Below are 22,087 nucleotides of genomic sequence, written 5' to 3'. Positions count from 1 at the left end.
AAAACGCCTGCTAAGCAGGCGTTTTTATTTCACAATTCAATTAACGATGATTACTGCCCTTTGAGACAATGCTCTCTGGCCACAGCAATTAACTGCATCGCAGTTTGCTCACAGTGTTGTTGTTCTTGCTGATAATCGTTTACTGGGGTAACACGTTCACCCCATTTGATGTACGTTGCTGCCCAGGTTAAGCCGGCACCAAAGGCAGCTGACATAATATTAGCTCCCGGTTTTACCATGCCTTGTTCAACGGCTTCACACAGTGCCAGAGGGATGGTTGCCGCCGATGTATTACCGTACTTATTAATGTTGACCATCACCTTATCATCATCAACTTTCAGCTTTTGTTGCAAGGTTTCAATGATGCGGGCATTGGCTTGGTGTGGAATTAAAACGTCGATATCATCGACGGCTAATTTAGCGTTGCTGAGCACGGCTTCTGTTGCTCGGCCCATACCACGTACGGCGCGTTTGAAAATTTCTGGCCCTTCAAAGTCAATATCCAATGCACTCGGTGGGTTTACATAGCGATCCATGTCGGTACCGAAATTGCTGACTTTTAGGATATCCCTAGCGGATGAGTCACAACCAATTTTAGACTCTAACATGCCCAGTGGCTGATCCGTCGCTTCAAGCACGACCGCACCGGAACCGTCACCAAATAATACCGCGGTATCGCGTTTCGCCCAATTGATAAACCAGGTCATGCGCTCTGCACCGATCACCAAAGCGCGTTTGACCATGCCCATACGAATTTGTGCTGTGGCTGATTGCAAGGCATAGATAAAACCCGAGCAGGCGGCGCTGACGTCGTAGCAAGCTGCCTGGTTGGTGCCTAATAGCTGTTGCACGCGAGAGGCTGTATTTGGTACCAGCAAATCTGGGGTACATGTGGCAACGACGATCATATCGATATCATCGGCTTGAAGGCCGGCTCGCGCTAACGCTTGTTTTGCGGCTAGAGTCGACATTTCAGCGGTATTAATATGTGATATACGGCGGTTTCTAATACCGGTACGAGTCGAAATCCACTCGTCATTGGTATCCATGAATGTCGCGAGGTCATCATTGGTTAAAACACTTGGTGGCGTGTATTTGCCCCAGCCGGTAATTTCTGCGTACTGCATAGTCAATCCTGAGATACTCTAAGTTTCGCTAATTAATATAACGTAAAACGGACTGTTTTACATTGTAAGTGGTGGTGTTCCTTGCTCAATCAATCTGGCTATTTAACTATTATTCAATGACATACAGATAAATAGCGAGAAAATGACAGATGCTGCCAGCAAGTACAAAGACGTGCCATATGGCATGATTGAAAGGGATTTTTTTAAATGCGTAAAATACCGCGCCTAAGGTGTAGGCAGCGCCACCACTGGCCAGTAATATCAATCCACCAACAGCAACGTTAGCTAACATTTGCGGTGCGGCGATAACGACCAACCACCCCATGGCTAGGTATGTTAACAACGATACTTTAGGAAATCGTTGTTTGAATATGAGTTTGAAGCTGATGCCAACAATGGCTAACGTCCAGACAATCGACAATAGCGAATAGCCCCAAGCACCTTTTAAACTGATCAACATAAATGGTGTATAGGTACCGGCAATCAATAAATAAATGGCACAGTGGTCAAGCAGCTTTAATACTTGTTTAATTTGCGTATGAGCGATGGCGTGATACAAGGTGGACGCGAGAAATAAAATAACCATCGAACTGCCATAGATAATGGCACTGGTCATCTCCACCGCATCATTGGCAACCATAATCATTAAGGTAAGCGCGGCAACACTCAAAAGAGCGCCTATGCCGTGGGTAATGGCATTTACTAATTCTTCTGCCAATGAATAAGCAGGGTTAGTATTCGAATCTGTTTTGCTGTTCATGTTACGCCATTTTGTTGCTAAATCGGGAAACGCCTTAATGTGTAGGCTTAAGCAACAAGTATGACCAGTTGCTGCGTAAATTTCAAATATAAAAAAACCTGTTATCGAAACAGGTTTTTTAATCTCTTGGAATGTAGAGCATTCTATCTATCAGGACTCTTCAAGTAGATGTTCCGGAGAGCCGTTGTAAAAATCAATTTCTTTTTCCAGCTCCATTTTTTCTCTAAGTTGCTCAATCTCACGCCATTTTCGCTTTTGTTTGCTTTTTGACTTCGATTTACCTTCAATGATTTCCATGATGCTATCAATTGGATCCATGACAAAGCTCCTTATTTTTTATTTTTATTGCCAGCGAGAATGAACTCGTCGACTTACAACGTCACCTTCTTGATACCATAGTAAAAAATAAAATAAAACACTTTTTTCACAATTAAATAATAAAAAAGTCGCATTTGGCGACTTTTTAATCAGTTGGCAACTTTTGCTTAAAAAAAGTGTGCTTCTGGTACTTTAACTGAACAAAATATGGCTAATTTATAATAGCTCGCTTAACTTTTGTTCTAGCTTAATTTGATCGGCGGTGAAACCACGGATGCCTTCAGCCAATTTTTCGGTGGCCATAGCATCTTCGTTCATTTGCCAGCGGAACGTCGCTTCATCCATTGCAACTAAGCGATCATGGCCGGTTTGCGCGGCAACTAACTTACGCTCAACAACGCCTTCACCTTGCTCTAGTTCCGCCAATAGCTGCGGGCTAATGGTTAATCTATCGCAACCGGCTAATTCAAGAATCTCGTCTTTGTTTCTGAAACTGGCGCCCATGACAACGGTGTTATAACCGTGTTGCTTATAGTAGTTGTAGATTTTGGTTACCGACACAACGCCTGGATCTTCATGCGCTGGATAGCTTTCACGACCTTCTGCTTTTTTGTACCAATCAAGGATACGGCCGACAAACGGTGAAATGAGGTATACCCCTGCTTCGGCACAAGCTTGTGCTTGAGCAAAGCTGAATAATAAGGTCAAATTACAATTGATGCCTTTTTGCTCTAATACTTCAGCGGCACGAATGCCTTCCCAGGTTGACGCCATTTTGATAAGGATACGGTCTTTGCTAATGCCTTGTTGTTGATACAATTCAATCAATCGTTCTGCTTTAGCGATGGTTGCTTGTGTATCGAATGATAATCTTGCATCCACTTCCGTCGATATGCGACCAGGGACGACTTTTAATATTTCCACACCTATTAATACCGATAACATATCGCCGGCGTCCATAATTTGCTGCGATGAATCGTTTGATTGCGACTTAGCGTAATCGACAGATGCTGTCAGCAAGCTTTGGTAATCATCCAAGTCAGCGGCTTTCAATAACAAGGAAGGATTGGTGGTTGCATCGATCGGTTTGAATTGGGCAATAGCACCGACATCACCGGTGTCGGCAACAACCGTTGTCATTGCTTTCAATTGTTCTAGTTGGGAAGTCATAAATACCGCATTCCTTATTATCTATGTAATTATATTTCGTAATGTTTTTCAAAAAGTTAGCTTTAACACAGGCTTTCAATTGTAAGTGTTGTAAAATTACCAAAAATTATCACTAGTCACCAGCTCTTGTTAGAACTAAATACGCTTGTTCACTAAAAATTCATCTAAAGGAGGTCATCGCTTTATTATTTTTGTGCACAAGACTCTTATTTTGCTGTTGTTTTACGTGTTATAGTTTTGCTTCATCGAATTTTTTAATTACAAAAAGATAGAGCAAAACCATGTTAATTGTTGTATCCCCTGCTAAGAATCTTGATTACGAATCTGAGCTAGTTACTGATAAGTATAGTCAACCTGATTTATTAGAGTATAGCCAAGAATTGATTGATCGCTGTATTGAACTTACACCAGCGCAAATCGGTTCTTTGATGAGTATTTCCGATAAGCTTTCAGGCCTTAATGCGGCGCGTTTTGCCGAGTGGTCTCAGCCTTTTATTCCTGACAATGCCAGACCTGCGGTATTGGCTTTTAATGGTGATGTTTACACCGGTTTGGACGCAAAGTCATTTACTGAAACTGACTTTGATTTTGCACAACAGCATCTGCGTATATTGTCTGGTTTGTATGGCTTATTAAAACCTTTGGATCTAATGCAAGCTTATCGACTTGAAATGGGTACCAAGCTCGATAATAAGGGTGGCAAAAATCTGTATGAATTTTGGGGCACGGTGATCACTGATAAACTAAATCAAGCCATTGCCGCTCAAGGTGACGATGTATTGATTAACTTAGCCTCTAATGAGTACTTCAAATCGGTAAAGAAAAAGCAATTACAAGCGAACATTATTACCCCAGCCTTTAAAGATTGGAAAAACGGTCAATATAAAATGATCAGCTTCTTTGCTAAAAAAGCCCGTGGTCTTATGGCGCGTTACATTATCGACAAGCAAATCACTGACCTTGAACAATTGAAACAGTTCGATGTCGATGGTTATGGCTACAACGAGGCAATGTCGACGCCGACTGAACCCGTGTTTACGCGCAAATTGGTAGAATAATAACAGCACCAGCAAAAGGGATTGTCATGCTGACATTACTGGCTAAATTTTTTAAGGCGCTCAATTCTGAGAGCTCCCCTCGACAAATAGCCTTAGCGGTAGCGCTGGGGATGATTGTTGGTTTAACACCGACATTGAGTTTGCATAATGTCTTACTGTTATTAATTGCGTTCCTATTACGCATTAATTTAAGTGCATTCTTTGTCTCTATTGCGGTGTTTTCAATCTTGTCTTTATTACTGGCAACGCCGATGGCGTTGCTCGGTGACAGCTTATTGTTATCGCAACACTTGCAGGCTTTCTGGCAAAGTCTGTATCAAGTTGATGTGCTTAAACTCGCTCATTTTCATAACACGCTAACCTTAGGTTCTTTGGTCAGTGCCATCATAGCGTTTATCCCGGTGTACTTTTTAGCGACGTTATTGGTGCAACGTTACCGACATCATATGATGCAATTTATAGAACGATTTAAAGTTGTGCAAATGCTTAAAGGTTCGCGTTTTTATAAGGTTTATCAAAGCCTAAGTGGTGAGGGCAGCTTGTAATGAATCATTATTTTAGATGGCAAGGACTTGCTGGCTTTTTCGCTACGTTGACCGCGTTAGCGGCTATCTTATGGGTGCTGGCACCGAGTATTGTTAAACTGTCAATTGAGCAGGGTGGCAGCTGGTATTTTGGTGCTCAAGTGAATGTTGAGTCGGTTGAAATCGACTACACACCATTCAAAGTTGATGTCAGTGAACTGGCCGTAACGGACAACAGCAAACCAAGTCATAATCTATTTAGCTTTGAGCACGCCAGCGCCAGTGTCGATGTTTGGCAATATGTATTCGGGCGAGTAGTGATCGACGATTTAAATATCACGGGTTTGGCATTTGACTCACAACGAGCGTCTGCTGGTGAGGTCTATAGAGACAGCAATACCAGTATTGCGCAACACACTGGACAATCACTAAAGCGTCAATTGCCTGCGGTCGAACAATCGCTGCCGAATGTAAAAGACATTCTCAATGACAGTGACTTGCTCAGCATCAAAGCATCCAAACAACTACAACAACTGTATCATGATGAAAAGCAAAAACTGCTTGCCTTGGAGTCCCAGCTACCGGATGACGAGCGCCTTAAAGCTTATGAAGTGAAAGTCAAAAAATTGGTCGATAGTAAGGTTAAGTCGCTCGATGACGTGGCAAAAGTAAAAGCCGAGCTGGATCAACTGAAATCGCAATTTAAGCAAGACAAGAAGCTGATCAAACAAGCCAAAAATCAATTAACACAGAGTAAAGATGTTATAGCTCAGGCTGTTAAAGATGCACAGCAGGCACCAGAAAAAGACTGGCAGTATCTGCAAACCAAATATCAGTTAGACAAAATTGATAATGCTGACTTTGCGCACATTTTGTTTGGTGAGCAGGCGCGAGAATACTACCAAACGGCGGAAACGATTTATTATAAGTTAGCGCCGTATCTGCAACAAAAATCACAGCAGAGCGCTGAGCAAAAAGCACAACAACAGCAGAGTTTAGCTGCCGGCCGATTTGTTCATTTTAATGACAATAACCTGTTACCTGATTGGTTGATTAAAAATGCCGAATTCAGCTTAAAACTGCCACAAGGGACCTTTCAATTCTCTTTGCAAGAAGTTACCGCGCAGCATTGGATACGCAATAAACCGACCTTGATGACCGTCGCAACAAGCGATTTGTTAAAAGGTGGAAGCGGTCAGTTGCAGGCTAATATTTTTAATCATCCAGATAGCTATAAGGTTGATGGTGATTACCTGTTTGAGCAAGTACCAGTAACTAACGCCAAATTGCGTGAACAAGACAGTTTTGCTTTATCGCTTGATACTGCCAATATCGCTGGTGTCGGGCAATTTGCTATTGAGCCTCAAGGGGTGGTGAACGTTAATGAATTTAAATTAGTCGACGCGCACTATTCGGGACATGCTGACTCCAGTATTGGTCAAGCCTTGCTTGCCAGTGTCAGTGATATCGATAACTTCGACTTATCGGTTGAATTGAGCGGTGATATCAGTGCGCCAGATATGCGTGTTGCATCGGATCTTGATGGCATCATTGGCCAAGCGGTCAATAAGCAATTGCAAGCCCAACTCAATCGCTTTCAAACGGATTTGCAAACCGGTTTAAATGATAAGGTCGCAAGTGCCTTGAATAGCTCGCAAACCGATGCTGCACAGATTGCCGATATGGAATTACTATTAACGGATACCGACCAAGCATTGGATAAACTATTAAAAGCCAATGTCACCGACAATAAGAAAAAAGAGTTGGAAGACAAGTTAAAGAAGAAACTTGGTAAGCTGTTTGGTTAACTTGTATAAAAGGTTTAAAGACGATTAAAAAGGAGGCTCATGCCTCCTTTTTTATTGATTATTGACTGGGCGGGCTGTAACAACCTTCGCTTGCCATTTGCTCAACCTTGTATAGTTGCTGGTATTGCTTGCCATCGTATTGCCAAATGCCTTTATTACTGCTTAAGTAGGTTTGCTCATCATGGTGTGCAATACCGGTTAACATACCTATTTCTGCGGGTAGCTGATACTCCGTTAGCGTCATGGTTGACGGTTTCAGTCGCCAGTTTTTAGCTCCATCGGTGAAAATCACACTATCCTGGTGCACGTTAAAGTGAAGCAGATTATCGATGCTTAACTCTTGTTCTATCGACAAATCATCCTGTTTTAATTTTTGAATGCCCTGATTCCGCATAAACAATAACGTATTGTCGACATACACTAGACGTAAACCATTGACATCTTCTTGCATCAGTTGCCAATCGCCCTGCTGATATGTCAGCAAAAGATTGACCGTACCGGATCCCGTATTTGCGTCAAATAAGGTCACCAATGTATCCCGTTCATAAATGTATTGCGCATCTTGCAAAAAGCGAACGTTTATAGGTAATTCATTTTTATCGACATATAAATCATGCCATTGATTTAAATCCGTAGAATAACTAACTTGCTCTTCCCAGAACGATTCTATGACAAAACTTTGCTCGGAGCTGGCACTGAGATAATAGGGCTCTCGTTCATAGCCTTTGGCAAAGTTTTCAACCAAGTTATAGCCTTGATAAACCTCACCATTAGCAGTGAATAATTTGTCGTCGATAGAATAGACGGATGTAGAGCTGATTTGCCCCATCCCGTTGTGATCAAATGTGTGGCCAAGACAATACACGGCATCGAAATTCATGTCTTCAACCATATACAGAGACTGCTCATGGACAAAGTAAAAATCGCCATCAACACTGGCTAATGAATTGATATTGCCTTCAATAGGGAATGGCTGCCTTGCAATATGCTCATCGACTTCATTGTCAGGGCCTCCACCGCAACCGAACAATAACATTGAAGACAGCATGTAGATAGGCCGTTTGAATTTGCTCATAACATTCCTTTGCATTATTAGTGTTGAAATTACGACTGTGATTGTCTTGTATAGTTCAACTAAGTTATTAAACTATATGCTTTTTTTGGACATAAAAAAAGGTGAACCTGGTTTTGAGGTTCACCTTTAAGAAGCATTGCAGCAGGGCTGAAAGGGCTTAGGATTTTTGCGATTTCTTACGGGCTTTCTTATCTTTCTTACGCTTTTTCGCCAGTTTTTGCTGGCGCGTTAAGCCGGCATTCTTTTTGGCTTTTTGCTTTGGTTTTTTCTTACTCGGTACTCGTGCTTCTTTATGCAGAGGACGCAAGCCGTCGATAACTCGACGTTGCAAGCGTTGATCGGTGAAGCGTTCAATTTTTGCGAGATAAACAACATCATGAGCTTCGACTAAGGTAATTGCCGTGCCTTTTTTACCGGCTCGACCGGTGCGACCGATACGGTGCACATACACATCCGCTTTGCGTGGTAAGTCAAAGTTAATAACGTGAGTGATATCATCGATATCAAGACCTCGAGCGGCAACATCGGTGGCGACTAGGATATTAACCTCGCCATCTTTGACGCGCGCGACAGCGTTGTTGCGTTTATCCTGTGGCATTTCGCCTTCGAGCCATGCCGTAGATAAATTTTCACTTTGCAGCTTGCCAGATAAAAACTGCACGGTTTCGCGTTTGTTGGCAAAAATAACCGCACGTTTGACGCTGTCATCATTAAGTAATGCAACCAACAGGTCAATTTTATGCTCTTTGCTATCAGCAAGGTGCACCCATTGGTGTATTTTGGCTTTTTCTTTGCGTGATGGATCCGACTCTAAATAGACTGGCTCTTCGAGGATTTCTTTAGAAAAACGAATGATACCGGCACCAGCTAATGTCGCCGAAAACAACAATGATTGTTTACGCCATCTCGCTTCACCAGCAATGCGGTGAATATTATCGCTAAACCCCATGTCTAGCATGCGATCGGCTTCATCCAATACCAATATTTCGACTTCACGGGCATCAAACTGCTCGTTATCGATATACTCAAGCAAACGCCCCGGTGTGGCAATTAAGATATCGGTAGTTTTGGTCAAGATTTCCTTATGTGACCCATAATTAACACCACCTGTGATCAGGCCAATTTTAATATCAGTAAGTTGCGTTAATAACTCTGCTTGCTGAAAAATTTGCGTCGCCAATTCACGAGTGGGCGCCAAAATAAGCACTCTTGGGTAACCTGGTTTGGTGCGCGGATAATCCAGTAAATGTTGCGCACACGGCAATATAAATGCTGCAGTTTTACCTGTGCCGGTAGGCGCCGAAGCAAGCACATCTTTGCCGGCCATAGCTTCTGGCAATACCAGCTGCTGAATTGAGGTTGGCTTTTTAAATCCGGCTTTATCACAGCCACCAACTAACGCATCATCTAAATCAAATTGTGCAAACATGAAGGGGAGACCTTAAACCACTGTGGGTATTTATTTTTTACAAGTATATCGTACTTTTAATGATTAACCTTGTTTTGCAAACACTTGCATAGCCGCAAGGTGTCGCGCAAAAGGGTGTTAATCGTTAAGCAATTGCTGAATTTCAGTGAGGATCTGCTCGCACCATTGTTGTATGCGATCATCCGTCTTATCGTATTGGTTTTCATCGTCAAGAGATAAGCCGACAAAATAGTCACCGTCTTCGCTTAACGCTTTTGAATCGTCAAATTCATAGCCTTGGTTTGGCCAGTAGCCAACTATGTCGGCACCACAGGCAATAACCACATCGTGCAGCATGCCAAGCGCGTCTTGAAACCACTGACCGTAACCTTCTTGGTCACCAAGACCAAATAACGCCACTATCTTGCCGTTTAGGTTTAGCGCTTCGGCGTCCGTCCATTTTGATTCCCAGTCTTCTTGCAATTCGCCAAAATCCCAAGTGGAAATACCAAAAATGATGATGTCATAGTCTTGGCAGTCGCTAAGAGGTGCATCTTTTATATTGAAAATATCCACCAAATCCGCGCCTAAAGCCGCCTGAATTTTTTCAGCCGCCATTTCGGTGTAGCAGGTTGTTGAGCCGTAAAATAAGCCTATTTTCATCGTAAAACAGTACCTTAATAATTTGAGCCGCGATTCTACCGCAAATTGCATGCAGATCCTATGATCTCAGCAGAGAAAAAACGCCAGTTTATTATTGTCGGCTATATAACTTATATTTTCCCCCGTTTAACGGTTTTTAACGACATTATTAGCGACTTTATAACTATACTTGGTAAACAGGCTGTTAAAACTTGGCAAAAGCGGCAATTCATTGTTTTTTTTCTGGTGTTTACCTTGCATTTACATCAAAAGGGCAGTAATTTTATGCGCAGTTTTCTGGTCTGTATGTTGCAGGTGTCACGAACAGTGTCGACGAATAGGTTATAAAAGTTGGTCTTTGACGTCTTTGACATGGTGCACATTATTTCAACATTAAAAACATATGGACATATAACGTCAATGACTGGCGTTTATTGCAGCAAGGTTTAAATTATGAAGTTAGCAAAATTATTAATCACTATTGTGTCTGGCGTGATGTTATCTATGTCAGTACATGCCGAAGACGCGAACAGTAAAATTGAAGCGAATTTGGCAAAAATTGGTCTTGAAGTTGAGAGCATTAAAGCATCAAAAATGGACAATGTTTACGAAGTGTTTACCAACCAAGGGCTGTTTTACAGTTCTGCGGATGGTTCATTTTTGATTCAAGGTAAGCTTTATCAAATTCAAGAAGCGGGCATCGCCTCGCTGACCGAAGAAGCATTGGCTGAGCAACGTGTTGCCGGTATGGAGCGCTTCTCAGAGTCAATGATTGTTTTCCCGGCCACGGAAGAAAAATACCAAATGACGGTATTTACCGATTTGACCTGTGGTTATTGCCGTAAACTTCATAATCAAATGCAAGCCTACAATGACATGGGTATTACCGTGCGCTACCTTGCGTTCCCTCGTGGTGGTTTGAACAGCAAGTCGTACACCGATATCCGCAGCGTATGGTGTAGTGATGATCAACAATCGGCAATGACTCGCGCTAAAGGTGGTTCACAAATCGATCAGAAAATTTGTAAGCAACCGGTTGGTGAGCAATACGAATTTGGTAAAAAGATCGGTGTATCAGGCACACCAGCAATTATGTTGGATGATGGTCTAATGGTTCCAGGTTATAAAACACCTGAACAAATGAAGCAAATTCTTGAAGCCTACAGTGCGCAAAAAGGTTAATCGATAACCTAATGTTTACCGATAAAGGCGCCGTTGGGCGCCTTTATTATATGTCATGCGATTTCAATCAAAGTGATCACTCACCTGTCTCTTCTTTTGTTGGCCATTTCGCGATACTCTAAATCTCTTTATAGCTATGCAACACCTGTTGAATGACACACAGGTGGTCATGGTTTGATTAACTTTCATTACGGATTGGTATGGATAAGCAAATTCGTCGTCGTCAACAACCGTCAGATATTGGTTTTGGTGAAGATTTACACCCTATATTAAGACACATCTATGCCAGTCGTGGCATTACCAAGCAAGAGCAGCTTGACCAAGCGCTGACGGTTATGTTGGCGCCGAAACAGTTGCTTGGCATCGAGCAAGCCGCGGATATTTTAATTGCTGCAATAGATAATAAGCAGCGCATCATTATCGTTGGTGACTTTGATGCCGATGGCGCAACAAGTACGGCATTGATGATGCAAGGGCTTGGTTTATTAGGCTCGGCGAATCACGACTTTATTGTCCCCAATCGATTTGAATACGGGTATGGCTTAACGCCGGAAATTAGTGATCTAGCCAAACAGGCTGGCGCTGACGTTATCGTTACCGTCGACAACGGCATAAGCTGTTATGAAGGTGTTGAACGCGCTAAACAACATGGTTGTACTGTGGTTATCACCGACCATCATTTACCGGGGGCGAAATTGCCGCCGGCTGACGCGATTGTTAACCCCAATCAAAAAGGCTGTAACTTTGCCTCAAAAGCATTGGCTGGTGTAGGTGTCGCGTTTTATTTGATGCTAATGATGCGCCAACGTATGCGTGAGACAGACTATTTTGCTGAGCATAACCTGAGCGAACCTAACTTGGCAGTATTACTTGATTTAGTTGCCCTTGGTACGGTTGCTGATGTGGTCAGCTTAGATCAAAACAATCGCATTCTCGTCGCTCAAGGGCTAAAGCGTATCCGCGCTGGCGCGACACGCCCTGGAATAGAGGCGTTGATTGAAGTGGCCGGTAAGAACCAGCAAAAATTACACGCCAGCGATTTTGGTTTTGGCTTAGGGCCAAGGCTGAATGCCGCCGGACGACTTGATGATATGAGCTTGGGCATTAAGTGCTTGCTGGCTGATGATATGTATCAGGCCAGAGTCATTGCCGCGCAATTAGATGATCTCAACAAAGAACGTCGCCAGATTGAGCAGGGCATGCAGATTGAAGCAGAACAAATCTTACAGAAATTAAATTTTGCTCAGGATAATCTCCCCGGCGCATTAGCCTTGTATCAAGACGATTGGCATCAAGGGGTGATAGGCATTGTCGCTGGGCGAATAAAAGAGAAATATCATCGCCCAACGGTGGTCTTTGCTCAAGGTGATGAAGGCACAATTAAAGGCTCGGCTCGGTCAATTCCTGGCTTGCATATTCGCGATTTGCTCGAGTACATGGACAGCCAACACCCAGGGTTAATTGCTAAGTTTGGTGGTCATGCAATGGCTGCGGGCTTAACCATTGGCGAGCAAGACTTTATTCGCTTTCAACAATTATTCAGCCAATACGCCGCAGAAAAGCTAAGTGATGACTTACTGCAAGGGGTGGTGCTATCCGATGGTGAGTTGCCGTCCAGCTACCTCAACCTAAATTTCGCTGAGTTATTAAAACAGGCAGGCCCTTGGGGACAAAATTTTCCAGAGCCTGTATTCGACAATACCTTTACCGTAGTGCAACAGCGTATTGTTGGTGACAAACATTTAAAATTGGTGGTGCAGTTAGGAGACCTTGTCATAGACGCTATTGCCTTTAACGTTGATTTAAGCCAGTGGCCGAATCATCAGTGTCAGTCACTGCATATGGCGTATAAGCTTGATATAAATGAGTTTCGAGGCCGTCAAACCGTGCAATTGATGGTGGAACATTTACAGGCGCTATGATCTTGCTCGTGCGGCTCATCAAGATCCCAGTCATTTGTAACTTTTTTAGTGAAAAACCCGTGCCAATCTGTATTCTGCGGTACAGATAAGCTACAATGCGCGACTATTAATTACTATGCGACTTTTGTAACTTTTGATGTTTGAAATCAATCCTATACTAAACCAGATAAAGGACATTCGTGAACGTACCCAAGTACTTCGCACTTATCTGGATTACGAGCAAAAAGCAGAACGTTTGGTTGAGGTTAGCCGTGAGTTAGAGCAACCTGACGTTTGGAATGAACCAGAACGTGCTCAAGAGCTAGGTAAAGAGCGCAGTTCATTGGAGTTGGTGGTTAAAACCATTGACGATATGGACTCGGGCTGCGAAGACATTCAAGGCTTGATTGAGTTAGCGGTTGAAGAAAGCGATGAAGAAACCTTGGACGAGGCTGTCGCCGAATTGGCTGATCTAGAACAGCAATTGGCAACACTTGAGTTTCGTCGCATGTTTTCCGGTAAGCAAGATGAAAACGATTGCTATCTAGATATTCAAGCGGGATCTGGCGGTACCGAAGCACAAGACTGGGCCAATATGCTAATGCGCATGTACCTACGTTGGGGTGAAGCGCATGGCTTTAAAGTCGAAGTGATGGAAGAAACCGACGGTGATGTGGCAGGCATTAAAGGCTGTACCATCAAGTTTTCTGGCGAATATGCCTTTGGTTGGTTGCGTACCGAAACCGGCGTGCATCGTTTGGTACGAAAATCGCCATTTGATTCTAATGCTCGTCGTCATACCTCGTTTGCATCGGCATTTATTTACCCTGAGATTGATGACAATATCGAGATTGATATAAACCCTGCGGATTTGCGTGTCGATACCTTTAGAGCCTCTGGCGCCGGTGGTCAGCACGTAAATAAAACCGATTCAGCGATTCGTATTACCCACGAGCCTACCGGTGTTGTGGTGCAGTGTCAGGCTGACCGCTCACAGCATAAAAACAGGGCGCAGGCGATGAAGATGCTGCAAGCAAAATTATACGAACTGGAAATACAAAAGCAAAACGAAGACAAGCAAGTCATGGAAGAAGGTAAATCGGATATTGGCTGGGGCAGTCAGATCCGTTCCTACGTGCTTGATGATAGTCGCATTAAAGATTTACGAACCGGTGTTGAGTCGCGCAATACGCAAGCGGTACTTGACGGCGCTTTGGACCCATTTATTGAAGCCAGTTTGAAGTCTGGCCTGTAATTTACGAGAAACGACAATGACAGAACAAGTGAAAGACGAAAACAAATTAATCGCTGAACGTCGTGGCAAGCTGGAAAGTATTCGCAGCAATTGCCCGGCCAACGGTCATCCGAATGACTTTGATCGCGAGCATTACGCTGGTGATATTCAGGCTGCGCACGGCGAAAAAGATAAAGAGCAATTAGAGCAAGACAAGCTGGTTTTTGCTGTTGCTGGTCGCGTGATGGCCAAGCGTGGTCCTTTCTTAGTATTGCAGGACATGTCTGGTCGCATTCAAGCCTATGCGGATAAAACCGTACAAAAAGACATCAAGGCGCGTTGGGGCGTATTGGATATCGGTGACATCATTGGTGTTAAAGGTGAGCTAAGCAAGTCGGGCAAAGGCGATTTGTATATCAACATGCAAGATTATCAATTGCTGACCAAATCATTGCGCCCGTTACCTGAAAAATATCACGGTCTATCGGATCAGGAAATGAAATATCGTCAACGTTACGTTGACTTGATCATTAACCAAGAAACCCGAAATACCTTTGAAGTCCGTTCAAAAATTGTAAATGGTATCCGTAAATTTTTGACTGATCGCAACTTTATGGAAGTGGAAACGCCAATGTTGCAAACCATCCCAGGTGGTGCAACAGCGAAACCGTTTGAAACCTTCCACAATGCCTTGGACATTGACATGTTCTTGCGTATTGCCCCTGAGCTTTACTTGAAGCGTCTTGTGGTTGGCGGCTTTGAGCGTGTATTCGAAATCAACCGTAACTTCCGTAACGAAGGTTTATCGACACGTCATAACCCAGAATTTACCATGATTGAATTCTATCAAGCTTACGCCGATTACAACGACTTGATGAACTTGACCGAAGATATGTTACGTACTTTGGCGGAAGATATTCTTGGTGATGCCGTGGTACGTAATACGGTGAAAAACGCTGAAGGCGAAGTTATTGAAGAGAAATTCTATGACTTTGGTAAGCCATTTGCTCGTTTATCGATGATGGACGCTATTTTGACCCATGCACCAGAGCTGGATGAAGCGGTTATTCGCGACCCAGAAAATCGCTTTGAAGAATTACGTGCGATTGCCAAGCAAGTTGGCGTGAAAGAGCCGGAAGGTGAAAACGTTTGGGGTGCTGGTAAATACTTATGTGAAATCTTTGAAGAAGTGGCTGAGCATAAACTGGATCAACCAACCTTTATCACTGAGTACCCGTGGGAAGTATCACCACTGGCTCGTCGTAACGATGATAACCCGTTTATCACTGACCGATTTGAGTTCTTTGTTGGTGGCCGTGAACTTGCCAATGGCTTTAGCGAGTTAAATGATGCTGAAGATCAAGCCGCTCGCTTTAGAAAGCAAGTTGAAGAAAAAGACGCTGGTGATGATGAAGCAATGCATTTTGACGAAGATTACATTACCGCGCTTGAATACGGTTTACCACCAACAGCGGGTGAAGGTATAGGTATCGATCGCTTAGTGATGCTGTTTACCGACTCACCAACAATTAAAGACGTCATATTGTTTCCGCACATGCGTCCTTTGGCTGAGTAAGTCGACTAGATATTGGAAAATCCCGGTTCGCCGGGATTTTTTTTGGTTAATGATAACGATCGGCTATAATCAGCCGCCAGACAGTTGATAAAGAACACCTAATATATGGCAAAACAAGCAGGCAGCCGCACTCTGATGGGCTTTGACTTTGGTACTCGACATATCGGCATTGCCATTGGGCAGGAAATAACCCACAGCGCTCGAGGTTTGAAAGCCATTAAGGCACGAGATGGTATCCCTAATTGGGATGAAATTGGCAAACTGGTTAATGAGTGGCAACCGGATGTGTTGGTCATTGGCTTGCCTTTGAATATGGATGGCAGCGAACAACCTTTAACGGCACGGGCGCGAAAATTTGCCAACCGCCTGCATGGTCGTTTTGGCATTGCCATTGAGTTGCAAGATGAACGGTTAACGACGGCCGATGCGAAAGAGCAGTTGTTCAGTGATGGCGGTTATCGCAACCTACAAAAAGATAATATTGACTGCATGTCAGCGGCCTTGATCCTCGAAAGCTTTATGGACCGTCAAGGTTGATAGCGTTACTTAAAGGTGTAACGCTGCATCTGCATATACTCAAGGATATCTTTATCTTGGGTTTGATTAGGTAGTTGCATTCGGTGACGATATTGTACCGAGGTATTACCCCATTCTAACTTGGCAAAGTGCAATGCTTTTTCTGCATGCATCAAGATCTCTTGCCAATCAAAACCACTAAAGCCGGTTTCGGTAATCCCCGCACTAACGGTTAGCTCAACGTGAAAGCCTACGCTATCTTTGGCATCGGTTTCAGCGATATATTGACGACATTTTTCAGTCATATTATAAGCGCGTTGCATACGACAGTTAGGCAATAAAATCGCATATTCATCGTTTCCTAGCTCACCAATAACGGCATTGTCTGGAAAATGACTGCGGATATGTTTGACCACATGGCGTAACATACGATTGGCAATATCCATACCATGGATATGATAAAACTGACGGAACATGTCTATGTTAATCACAACCATCGCGTGGCGTTGCTGCTGTTGTTCGGCACTTGCTAATCGGCGTTGAATAATCTCAATAAACGCTTCACGAGTGTATATACCGGTGATCGTGCTAACCCTAGACCTTTGAATTGCTTGGCGCAAATAGGCTTTGGCAGTGCGCGTCATGCCGTGTACCCAATGGATATACTTAAACATCAGTAAAATCCCTAGCCAAATCGCACCGGCAAAAATATAACCCCACCAGATCTCTTGCTTCACTTGTTCGGTAACTTGTAAGTCGGTTTTATTACGAGCAATAAAACTCTCAACACTCATCCACTTCTTTTCAACCGTGTGGCTGATTGCCTGATATAGCAGCGACTTTTCATTTTCGCTGTCGATAACACTGCGTTCAAATTGCATCAGCGCGGTTTGTTTTTCAAAACGATCTTGTGCGCTTAGGTAATCCGATAGAGCGAGATCTAATTTCATCGCGTTAAGCATTTGCGGGTGTTTTTTATGTCGTTGCATAAACGATAAGGCGATATCAACATATTCGCGAGTACGTTGTTCGTCGCCCTCTTTGGCATAGACATTGGCTAAGTTTGCGGCATAGCGCAATATGTTAAGGCTGAATTCGCTGTTATAAACTTGCGGCCAGTATTGCGTTAATAAGCGCTTACCAATAGCAACTTCGCCATTACGGATATGCGCTGCGGCTTTAATGGCAACGATGTGCTGAGTAACCAAAGGCTCTTGTGCGACATTACACATACGTAGGGCTTCGACGAACTCTTGATCGTTAGGATCAAGCTCGTTTAAGGCGTAAGCGGATTTGATTCGTTCACGATTAATAAAACACACTTGTCGGGCGGTCGGTAACTCACCTTTTGAGTTGAGCATTTTTTTAAACATGGCGATCGCCTGTTTATACTCGTGCATATCATTGTAGAACATCATAAATGTTATTAATGCATTGATGTATATTGAGTTTCTACGGTTTATTGGCGCCAGCGATTGCTTGGTGATGATGTACATCGCCGCCGCCATTTTATAATCTTCCTGCAATAAATGAATGCGCAACATATTGGCATTAGCACGTAAGCGAAAATTGAGGTTGGTTGAGCCGGCATTTTTGGAATGCATATCAATGGCTTCTTGATACTTACCTTCGATGGTTAACAAATAGGCTTGAATATAAACGTATTGCTCGGACTGGCTGATGGTCATCCGATGGTTGTTCTCGTGCAAAATGGCGAGGATTTCTCGACTACGTTGTAAATCGCTACTGCGAATTTCCAAGGCTTCGCGAATTAAGTCATCGAGTTGCTCTTTGTAGTAAATCGACGATATGGCCGAGGCGGCCTGAGTTTGTGGGCTGATACCGATACATAGCATCAGCGCCAATAACCATGATCTGAGTAGCGCCTTAATTGGCGATGAATGCATTAACGCCATACTTGTTCCTCCTTAGTAGGGAAGAACACGCGGCGATCAGTCCAATCAACGCGGAAGGTGACAATGTTTTTCTCACCCCATTCCGCACGGGTCATCGCCATGCTCATATCGGTAAAGAAATATTTAGGGTTAAAGTCACTGGTGATGCTGTCGGTAAGACCAATATATAGCGCTAAATCATCTTTGGAGTAACCCATAGATACCATCATATGCTGATACTGACGGTCAATTTTATGGGCAATTTCCTGCATCGCAACAATCAAGGTATCGTGACGCACTAGGGTGAATTCATTACTGCCAGTGCGTCCCACATGATGCTTTTTACACTGGTGTTGAACCAGCAGTTTGGCGACCATTTTTAACACTTCATCGCCTTGACGGTAACCGTAACGACGATTAAATCGGCGCATGCCTTTAAGGCGTAATTGCATGCCTGCGTAGTTAATCTTGTCGACTTTAATGTTGACGTATGAACTGTATATTTGTTCGTGCAAATAACGGCGCGAAAGCAGCCCCGTTAAGATGTCTTTTTTCCACGCTTGTCGTTTAACCTTGCCTAGACTGCGCAAGCGCACTTGACGAATATAAATCAGCAGGGCAATCAAACCGAGACCAAATAAGATGCCACCATAGCTAATAAGGTCATCATTGAATGAGTAAAATTCATTTGAGACTTGTTCAAATTTTTCGCGGGTATCCATTAAAACGTTGGCTTTACGATCAGACAGTACTTGCATGGCATGAATATTTTGCATCACTTTGGCAAGCTGCAGTTCCCGCTGCAATAGCATGTTTAATTGATCTTCTTGGGTGGCGAGGTAACGTTGCTGAAGATCTAGGGCAAGATCAAATTGCTGTTGTTGGTAAGCAAAATCACTCAGTTGCTTGAGCACTTTTTCCAAATCTATGGTGATATTGGGGGCCTGCAGCAAAAGCTCAAGCGTGTTATCCGCCATGGCTTGTGCTTTATCATATTGTTGTTTCTGCTGATAAATGCGCGACATTTCATTGTAATAAATAATGCGATGATCAATCAGGTTATGTTTGAAAATGGCGTCTTTATATTTATCTAATAATGATAGGGCTTGGTCCGCTAAGCCTATGTCATTAAATAGCCTTGCGGAAACAACGGCTAATGAACTGGCAAAGATATATTCGCGCTGGCTGATGCAATAATCTGCGACTTGGTAAATGCGTTGTTGATCGTACTTGGCAAAATCAAAATGCATATCGGTCATTTCGATATTGGTTTGCAGTGTGCACTTTTCGCGAGCATTAAAATGGTTGCGATCCAGTAACCGTTGATACAGAACAGACCCTTCAAGGTTGCCAACGTTAAACATGAAGTAGGCAATCGTGGCAAACATATCACTGCGCTCACGCGGACTAAGTTCATCTTCGCCAAGCTGGGTCAGTAAGTCGACAACCTTTGAGCCTGCGTGAATGTTGCCAGTAAGTAAGGCGACATTAAGCTGTTTTGATAGGCTTTCAACCTTGATGTCATGATTTTCTGAGGCTTCGATAAAGCGATATAAACGCAAGGCATTGTATATCTCTTGCTCATGCAACAATAAGTTATAGGCCGATAATAACGTCTTTCTTTCTCGCTCGTAATCATTAAGGGTGCCATTGATATCACGCAGTTCCAGTTCGGCAATAATCGCCTGTAATAATTCTGGCGAACGGCTACGATTAGCTTCGGCAAGAACATGCAAATCATCAACTGTTAGATCGGGTAATTGTTGTATTATATCTAGGTGGTCCTGCTCCGCTGCTGTTTGAGCGAAGGCGGCTGTATTTGAGGCCAATAGCACACTGCAAAATAGCAATGCACAGCAGCTCTTTACCAGCGTATATGCCGATAGAGATCGCTTTAAAAATGTGAGATTGCCAAAAATAACCATTGAGTTGATGTCGTCAAATCCTGACGTTATTATTTTACGTTCCTTGCTATATCATAAACAAAAAAGATCACCGAAGTGATCATTTTTTTCATAACTTTGCTGAGCAGGGCTGATTAGCTTGCTCGACGAATGCGCTCTTGTTGCTCTTCATCATTGTCTGGCACATCGTCCGGATCGTCTATGTTGATGCAAACCGCACTGTCTATACCTTGCTGTTTTTCTATTGCTTTAACATCACCCGCTAACAAGGTTTGTAACTCGGCTACTGATAGACCGTGTTCGCTAGCCAGTTGTGCGATGCCTTGCTGATCTGTGTTGCTCAGCGTCGCGTCACTGGCCAGTTCGGCTAATATATCAATTAAACTTGCCATCTTAACTCCTTTTTGTTGTTGGTTTTAAAGGCAAATTCTATCTTGCGATGGTTTTTATCTTTTTACAACAGCTATTTACGCAAATCTGTTAAGTTTATTATTAAGCTAGGTGGCGACCCTTACGAGTCGTTGGTTATGGACGTTAATGATTGCTTCAATTTGCTTTTATCAAGAGATAACAGCCGTTTTTCAATCATTTCATCCTTGCGCATGTTGTATATAGGCGTCACCACTAAGGTTGATTCGGGGTGCAGTTTCACATCGAGCAAGTGATGCAGTGGCATGTGTTCAATACGGGGTTGCTCAGTGGCAATGGTCGCGGCTTGATAAATGATGATAGGGTGATCGTCTGGGTAATTACGCTGCAGTACCTCAATAAGTAATGCGCGATATTCTTTATCTGTGGCGAACTTAGTGAGTCGAGTGTCACCAACCACACTAACTTGCCATAAAAACAAGTAGGCACTGGTGTCAATTTGTTTGTGATAACGGATAAATTGACTGGCCTCAAAACTGGCGCTGCCCGTGCGTCCTGGGTCGATTCCGCAATCTGCAATTAGACAATCTTCAGCACTGATGCCAGGCAGCATTTTCGCTTGGAATCCTTCGTCTTTGGCTTGGGCGATGGCTTTATGACTTGGGGTAACAAATACGCCAGGATGACCATAAAAAGCGGCAACGACTTTTTTGCCCGCACGCACCGGCTCCAGCAATGCATGTTGCATTTGCTGATAACTGAGAGAGCGAGGTTTGCCTTGCTGGTAATAGGATTGCAAATCAATGATGTTACTGTTGATGCCAAGCAGCCATTGTTTCATTAAGCCGGTATTGCCAAGGCTGAAGACAACATCGGCCTGTTCAATGTGACTACGGGCGATTGGGGTTAAGTGAGCCCCGAGGGTTATCCCTACACCGACACAGGTTAACGAGCCGTTTTTATTTGATGTCATGGTAATACACTGAATTATAAGTTGATTTATTTTTATGGTGCTACGTTTTATCGAGCTAATTTGTCGAGCTAATTTGTATCAAGCTAAGTAAGAAACTACCCTAAAGCAAATTGATATGCCAGCCTATATGGTGTTTTAAAATATGTGGGTGGTTATCGTCGAGGCTGAGCGTATCTAATGCCTGGTGTTCAAACAAGGATTGCAAAAAACCTATCGTCACCAGGTTGTGCTTATCTGTTTGCGTAAGTAGGCTGTTCAGTTGCAGAGAGTGTTTGGCAAAGGCAATACTGGCGAGCAAAGCGTCGCTTGCAACACCTTGGCCTTGAAATGTCGGGCTAATCATAATGCCCCATTCAACCCCAGGTCGAGTTTTACTCCAGCTAAAGGTTAAGATACCGACTGACTGGGTGCGTTCGCTTATCACATATTGCAACACGCGTTTATTGCCTTGCTTTTGCAAGAGTATGTCGAACCTATGTGTTACCTGCTCGGCTGTCATAGGTCCTCCCATATAGCGCATCACGTCAGGGCAAGTGTAGAGCTGCTGATAGAAGGTTATGTCGTTATTGTTAATAAGGCGCATAACAAAACGCTGACTTGAAAATGACGTCAGCGTTGTTGATTGGTGAGAATTGGTTTGTTGCTCT

Annotated in this window: 20 protein-coding genes; 8 read left to right on the top strand and 12 right to left on the bottom strand. The window is 43.4% G+C overall.

Going from position 1 to position 22,087, the window contains the following annotated elements:
• Window positions 1-50: 50 nt before the first annotated feature.
• The 4 genes from E2K93_RS04085 to tal all read right to left on the bottom strand — a co-directional run bounded on the left by E2K93_RS04085 (window position 51) and on the right by tal (window position 3,375).
• Window positions 51-1,127, bottom strand: a complete 1,077-nt coding sequence (locus tag E2K93_RS04085; protein WP_135437872.1) for a ketoacyl-ACP synthase III — start codon at window positions 1,125-1,127, stop codon at window positions 51-53.
• 109 nt (window positions 1,128-1,236) lie between these two features.
• Window positions 1,237-1,887 (bottom strand): PAQR family membrane homeostasis protein TrhA, encoded by a 651-nt coding sequence (gene trhA, locus E2K93_RS04080; RefSeq protein WP_135437871.1) that lies wholly within the window; start codon window positions 1,885-1,887, stop codon window positions 1,237-1,239.
• Between the two features lie 150 nt (window positions 1,888-2,037).
• Window positions 2,038-2,205, bottom strand: a complete 168-nt coding sequence (locus E2K93_RS04075; protein ID WP_228445490.1) for a DUF3545 family protein — start codon at window positions 2,203-2,205, stop codon at window positions 2,038-2,040.
• 216 nt (window positions 2,206-2,421) lie between these two features.
• Window positions 2,422-3,375 carry a transaldolase gene (gene tal / locus E2K93_RS04070; protein ID WP_135437869.1) on the bottom strand — a complete coding sequence of 318 codons (954 nt, stop codon included), beginning with the start codon at window positions 3,373-3,375 and terminating at the stop codon, window positions 2,422-2,424.
• Between the two features lie 281 nt (window positions 3,376-3,656).
• On the opposite strand from tal, the gene yaaA reads away from it, so the two are divergent.
• From yaaA to E2K93_RS04055, 3 genes are read left to right on the top strand one after another with little or no spacing between them, the layout of a single operon-like run.
• On the top strand, window positions 3,657-4,433 hold the full coding sequence (gene yaaA, locus E2K93_RS04065) for a peroxide stress protein YaaA (RefSeq protein WP_135437868.1): 777 nt from the start codon (window positions 3,657-3,659) through the stop codon (window positions 4,431-4,433).
• 26 nt (window positions 4,434-4,459) lie between these two features.
• Window positions 4,460-4,978 (top strand): TIGR03546 family protein, encoded by a 519-nt coding sequence (locus tag E2K93_RS04060; RefSeq protein WP_135437867.1) that lies wholly within the window; start codon window positions 4,460-4,462, stop codon window positions 4,976-4,978.
• Window positions 4,978-6,765, top strand: coding sequence for a TIGR03545 family protein (locus E2K93_RS04055; protein ID WP_135437866.1), 1,788 nt, complete (start codon window positions 4,978-4,980; stop codon window positions 6,763-6,765). The genes E2K93_RS04060 and E2K93_RS04055 overlap by 1 nt, the downstream gene beginning before the upstream one ends.
• A gap of 58 nt (window positions 6,766-6,823) precedes the next feature.
• Here the strand turns inward: E2K93_RS04055 and E2K93_RS04050 are convergent, their stop codons facing one another.
• The 3 genes from E2K93_RS04050 to fldB form a co-directional block, all read right to left on the bottom strand.
• A complete protein-coding gene (locus E2K93_RS04050) occupies window positions 6,824-7,840 on the bottom strand; it encodes a hypothetical protein (RefSeq protein WP_135437865.1) in 1,017 nt (338 codons plus the stop codon).
• Window positions 7,841-7,997: 157 nt separating this feature from the next.
• Window positions 7,998-9,269 (bottom strand): ATP-dependent RNA helicase SrmB, encoded by a 1,272-nt coding sequence (gene srmB / locus E2K93_RS04045; protein WP_135437864.1) that lies wholly within the window; start codon window positions 9,267-9,269, stop codon window positions 7,998-8,000.
• A 117-nt stretch (window positions 9,270-9,386) separates the two neighbouring features.
• A complete protein-coding gene (fldB, locus tag E2K93_RS04040; protein ID WP_135437863.1) occupies window positions 9,387-9,911 on the bottom strand; it encodes a flavodoxin FldB in 525 nt (174 codons plus the stop codon).
• A gap of 432 nt (window positions 9,912-10,343) precedes the next feature.
• Between fldB and dsbC the strand changes: the two genes are divergently transcribed.
• The 5 genes from dsbC (at window position 10,344) to ruvX (ending at window position 16,320) form a co-directional block, all read left to right on the top strand.
• Complete coding sequence (gene dsbC / locus E2K93_RS04035) at window positions 10,344-11,072, top strand: bifunctional protein-disulfide isomerase/oxidoreductase DsbC (protein ID WP_135437862.1); 729 nt, start codon at window positions 10,344-10,346, stop codon at window positions 11,070-11,072.
• 200 nt (window positions 11,073-11,272) lie between these two features.
• A complete protein-coding gene (recJ, locus tag E2K93_RS04030) occupies window positions 11,273-12,994 on the top strand; it encodes a single-stranded-DNA-specific exonuclease RecJ (RefSeq protein ID WP_135437861.1) in 1,722 nt (573 codons plus the stop codon).
• Window positions 12,995-13,130: 136 nt separating this feature from the next.
• Window positions 13,131-14,228: a peptide chain release factor 2 gene (gene prfB, locus E2K93_RS04025; protein ID WP_135437860.1), complete on the top strand. Its 1,098-nt coding sequence runs from the start codon at window positions 13,131-13,133 to the stop codon at window positions 14,226-14,228.
• 16 nt (window positions 14,229-14,244) lie between these two features.
• A complete protein-coding gene (gene lysS, locus E2K93_RS04020; RefSeq protein ID WP_135437859.1) occupies window positions 14,245-15,783 on the top strand; it encodes a lysine--tRNA ligase in 1,539 nt (512 codons plus the stop codon).
• A gap of 105 nt (window positions 15,784-15,888) precedes the next feature.
• The gene (ruvX, locus tag E2K93_RS04015) at window positions 15,889-16,320 is read left to right on the top strand and encodes a Holliday junction resolvase RuvX (RefSeq protein WP_135437858.1); all 432 of its coding nucleotides are present in this window, start codon (window positions 15,889-15,891) and stop codon (window positions 16,318-16,320) included.
• A 5-nt stretch (window positions 16,321-16,325) separates the two neighbouring features.
• Here ruvX and E2K93_RS04010 read toward each other — a convergent pair whose 3' ends face one another.
• The 5 genes from E2K93_RS04010 to E2K93_RS03990 form a co-directional block, all read right to left on the bottom strand.
• On the bottom strand, window positions 16,326-18,215 hold the full coding sequence (locus tag E2K93_RS04010; protein WP_135437857.1) for a GGDEF domain-containing protein: 1,890 nt from the start codon (window positions 18,213-18,215) through the stop codon (window positions 16,326-16,328).
• A complete protein-coding gene (locus E2K93_RS04005; RefSeq protein WP_189637849.1) occupies window positions 18,206-20,023 on the bottom strand; it encodes a GGDEF domain-containing protein in 1,818 nt (605 codons plus the stop codon). The genes E2K93_RS04010 and E2K93_RS04005 overlap by 10 nt, the downstream gene beginning before the upstream one ends.
• 209 nt (window positions 20,024-20,232) lie before the next feature.
• The gene (locus E2K93_RS04000; RefSeq protein WP_135437855.1) at window positions 20,233-20,490 is read right to left on the bottom strand and encodes a hypothetical protein; all 258 of its coding nucleotides are present in this window, start codon (window positions 20,488-20,490) and stop codon (window positions 20,233-20,235) included.
• Window positions 20,491-20,609: 119 nt separating this feature from the next.
• Window positions 20,610-21,440 carry an SAM-dependent methyltransferase gene (locus tag E2K93_RS03995; protein ID WP_135437854.1) on the bottom strand — a complete coding sequence of 277 codons (831 nt, stop codon included), beginning with the start codon at window positions 21,438-21,440 and terminating at the stop codon, window positions 20,610-20,612.
• A 100-nt stretch (window positions 21,441-21,540) separates the two neighbouring features.
• Window positions 21,541-22,023, bottom strand: a complete 483-nt coding sequence (locus tag E2K93_RS03990; protein WP_135437853.1) for a GNAT family N-acetyltransferase — start codon at window positions 22,021-22,023, stop codon at window positions 21,541-21,543.
• Window positions 22,024-22,087: the final 64 nt, after the last annotated feature.

The organism is Thalassotalea sp. HSM 43, assembly GCF_004752005.1.
Lineage (GTDB): Bacteria > Pseudomonadota > Gammaproteobacteria > Enterobacterales > Alteromonadaceae > Thalassotalea_A.
Note: the sequence above shows the minus strand (reverse complement) of the source record. Positions and strands in the feature narration are given on the sequence as shown.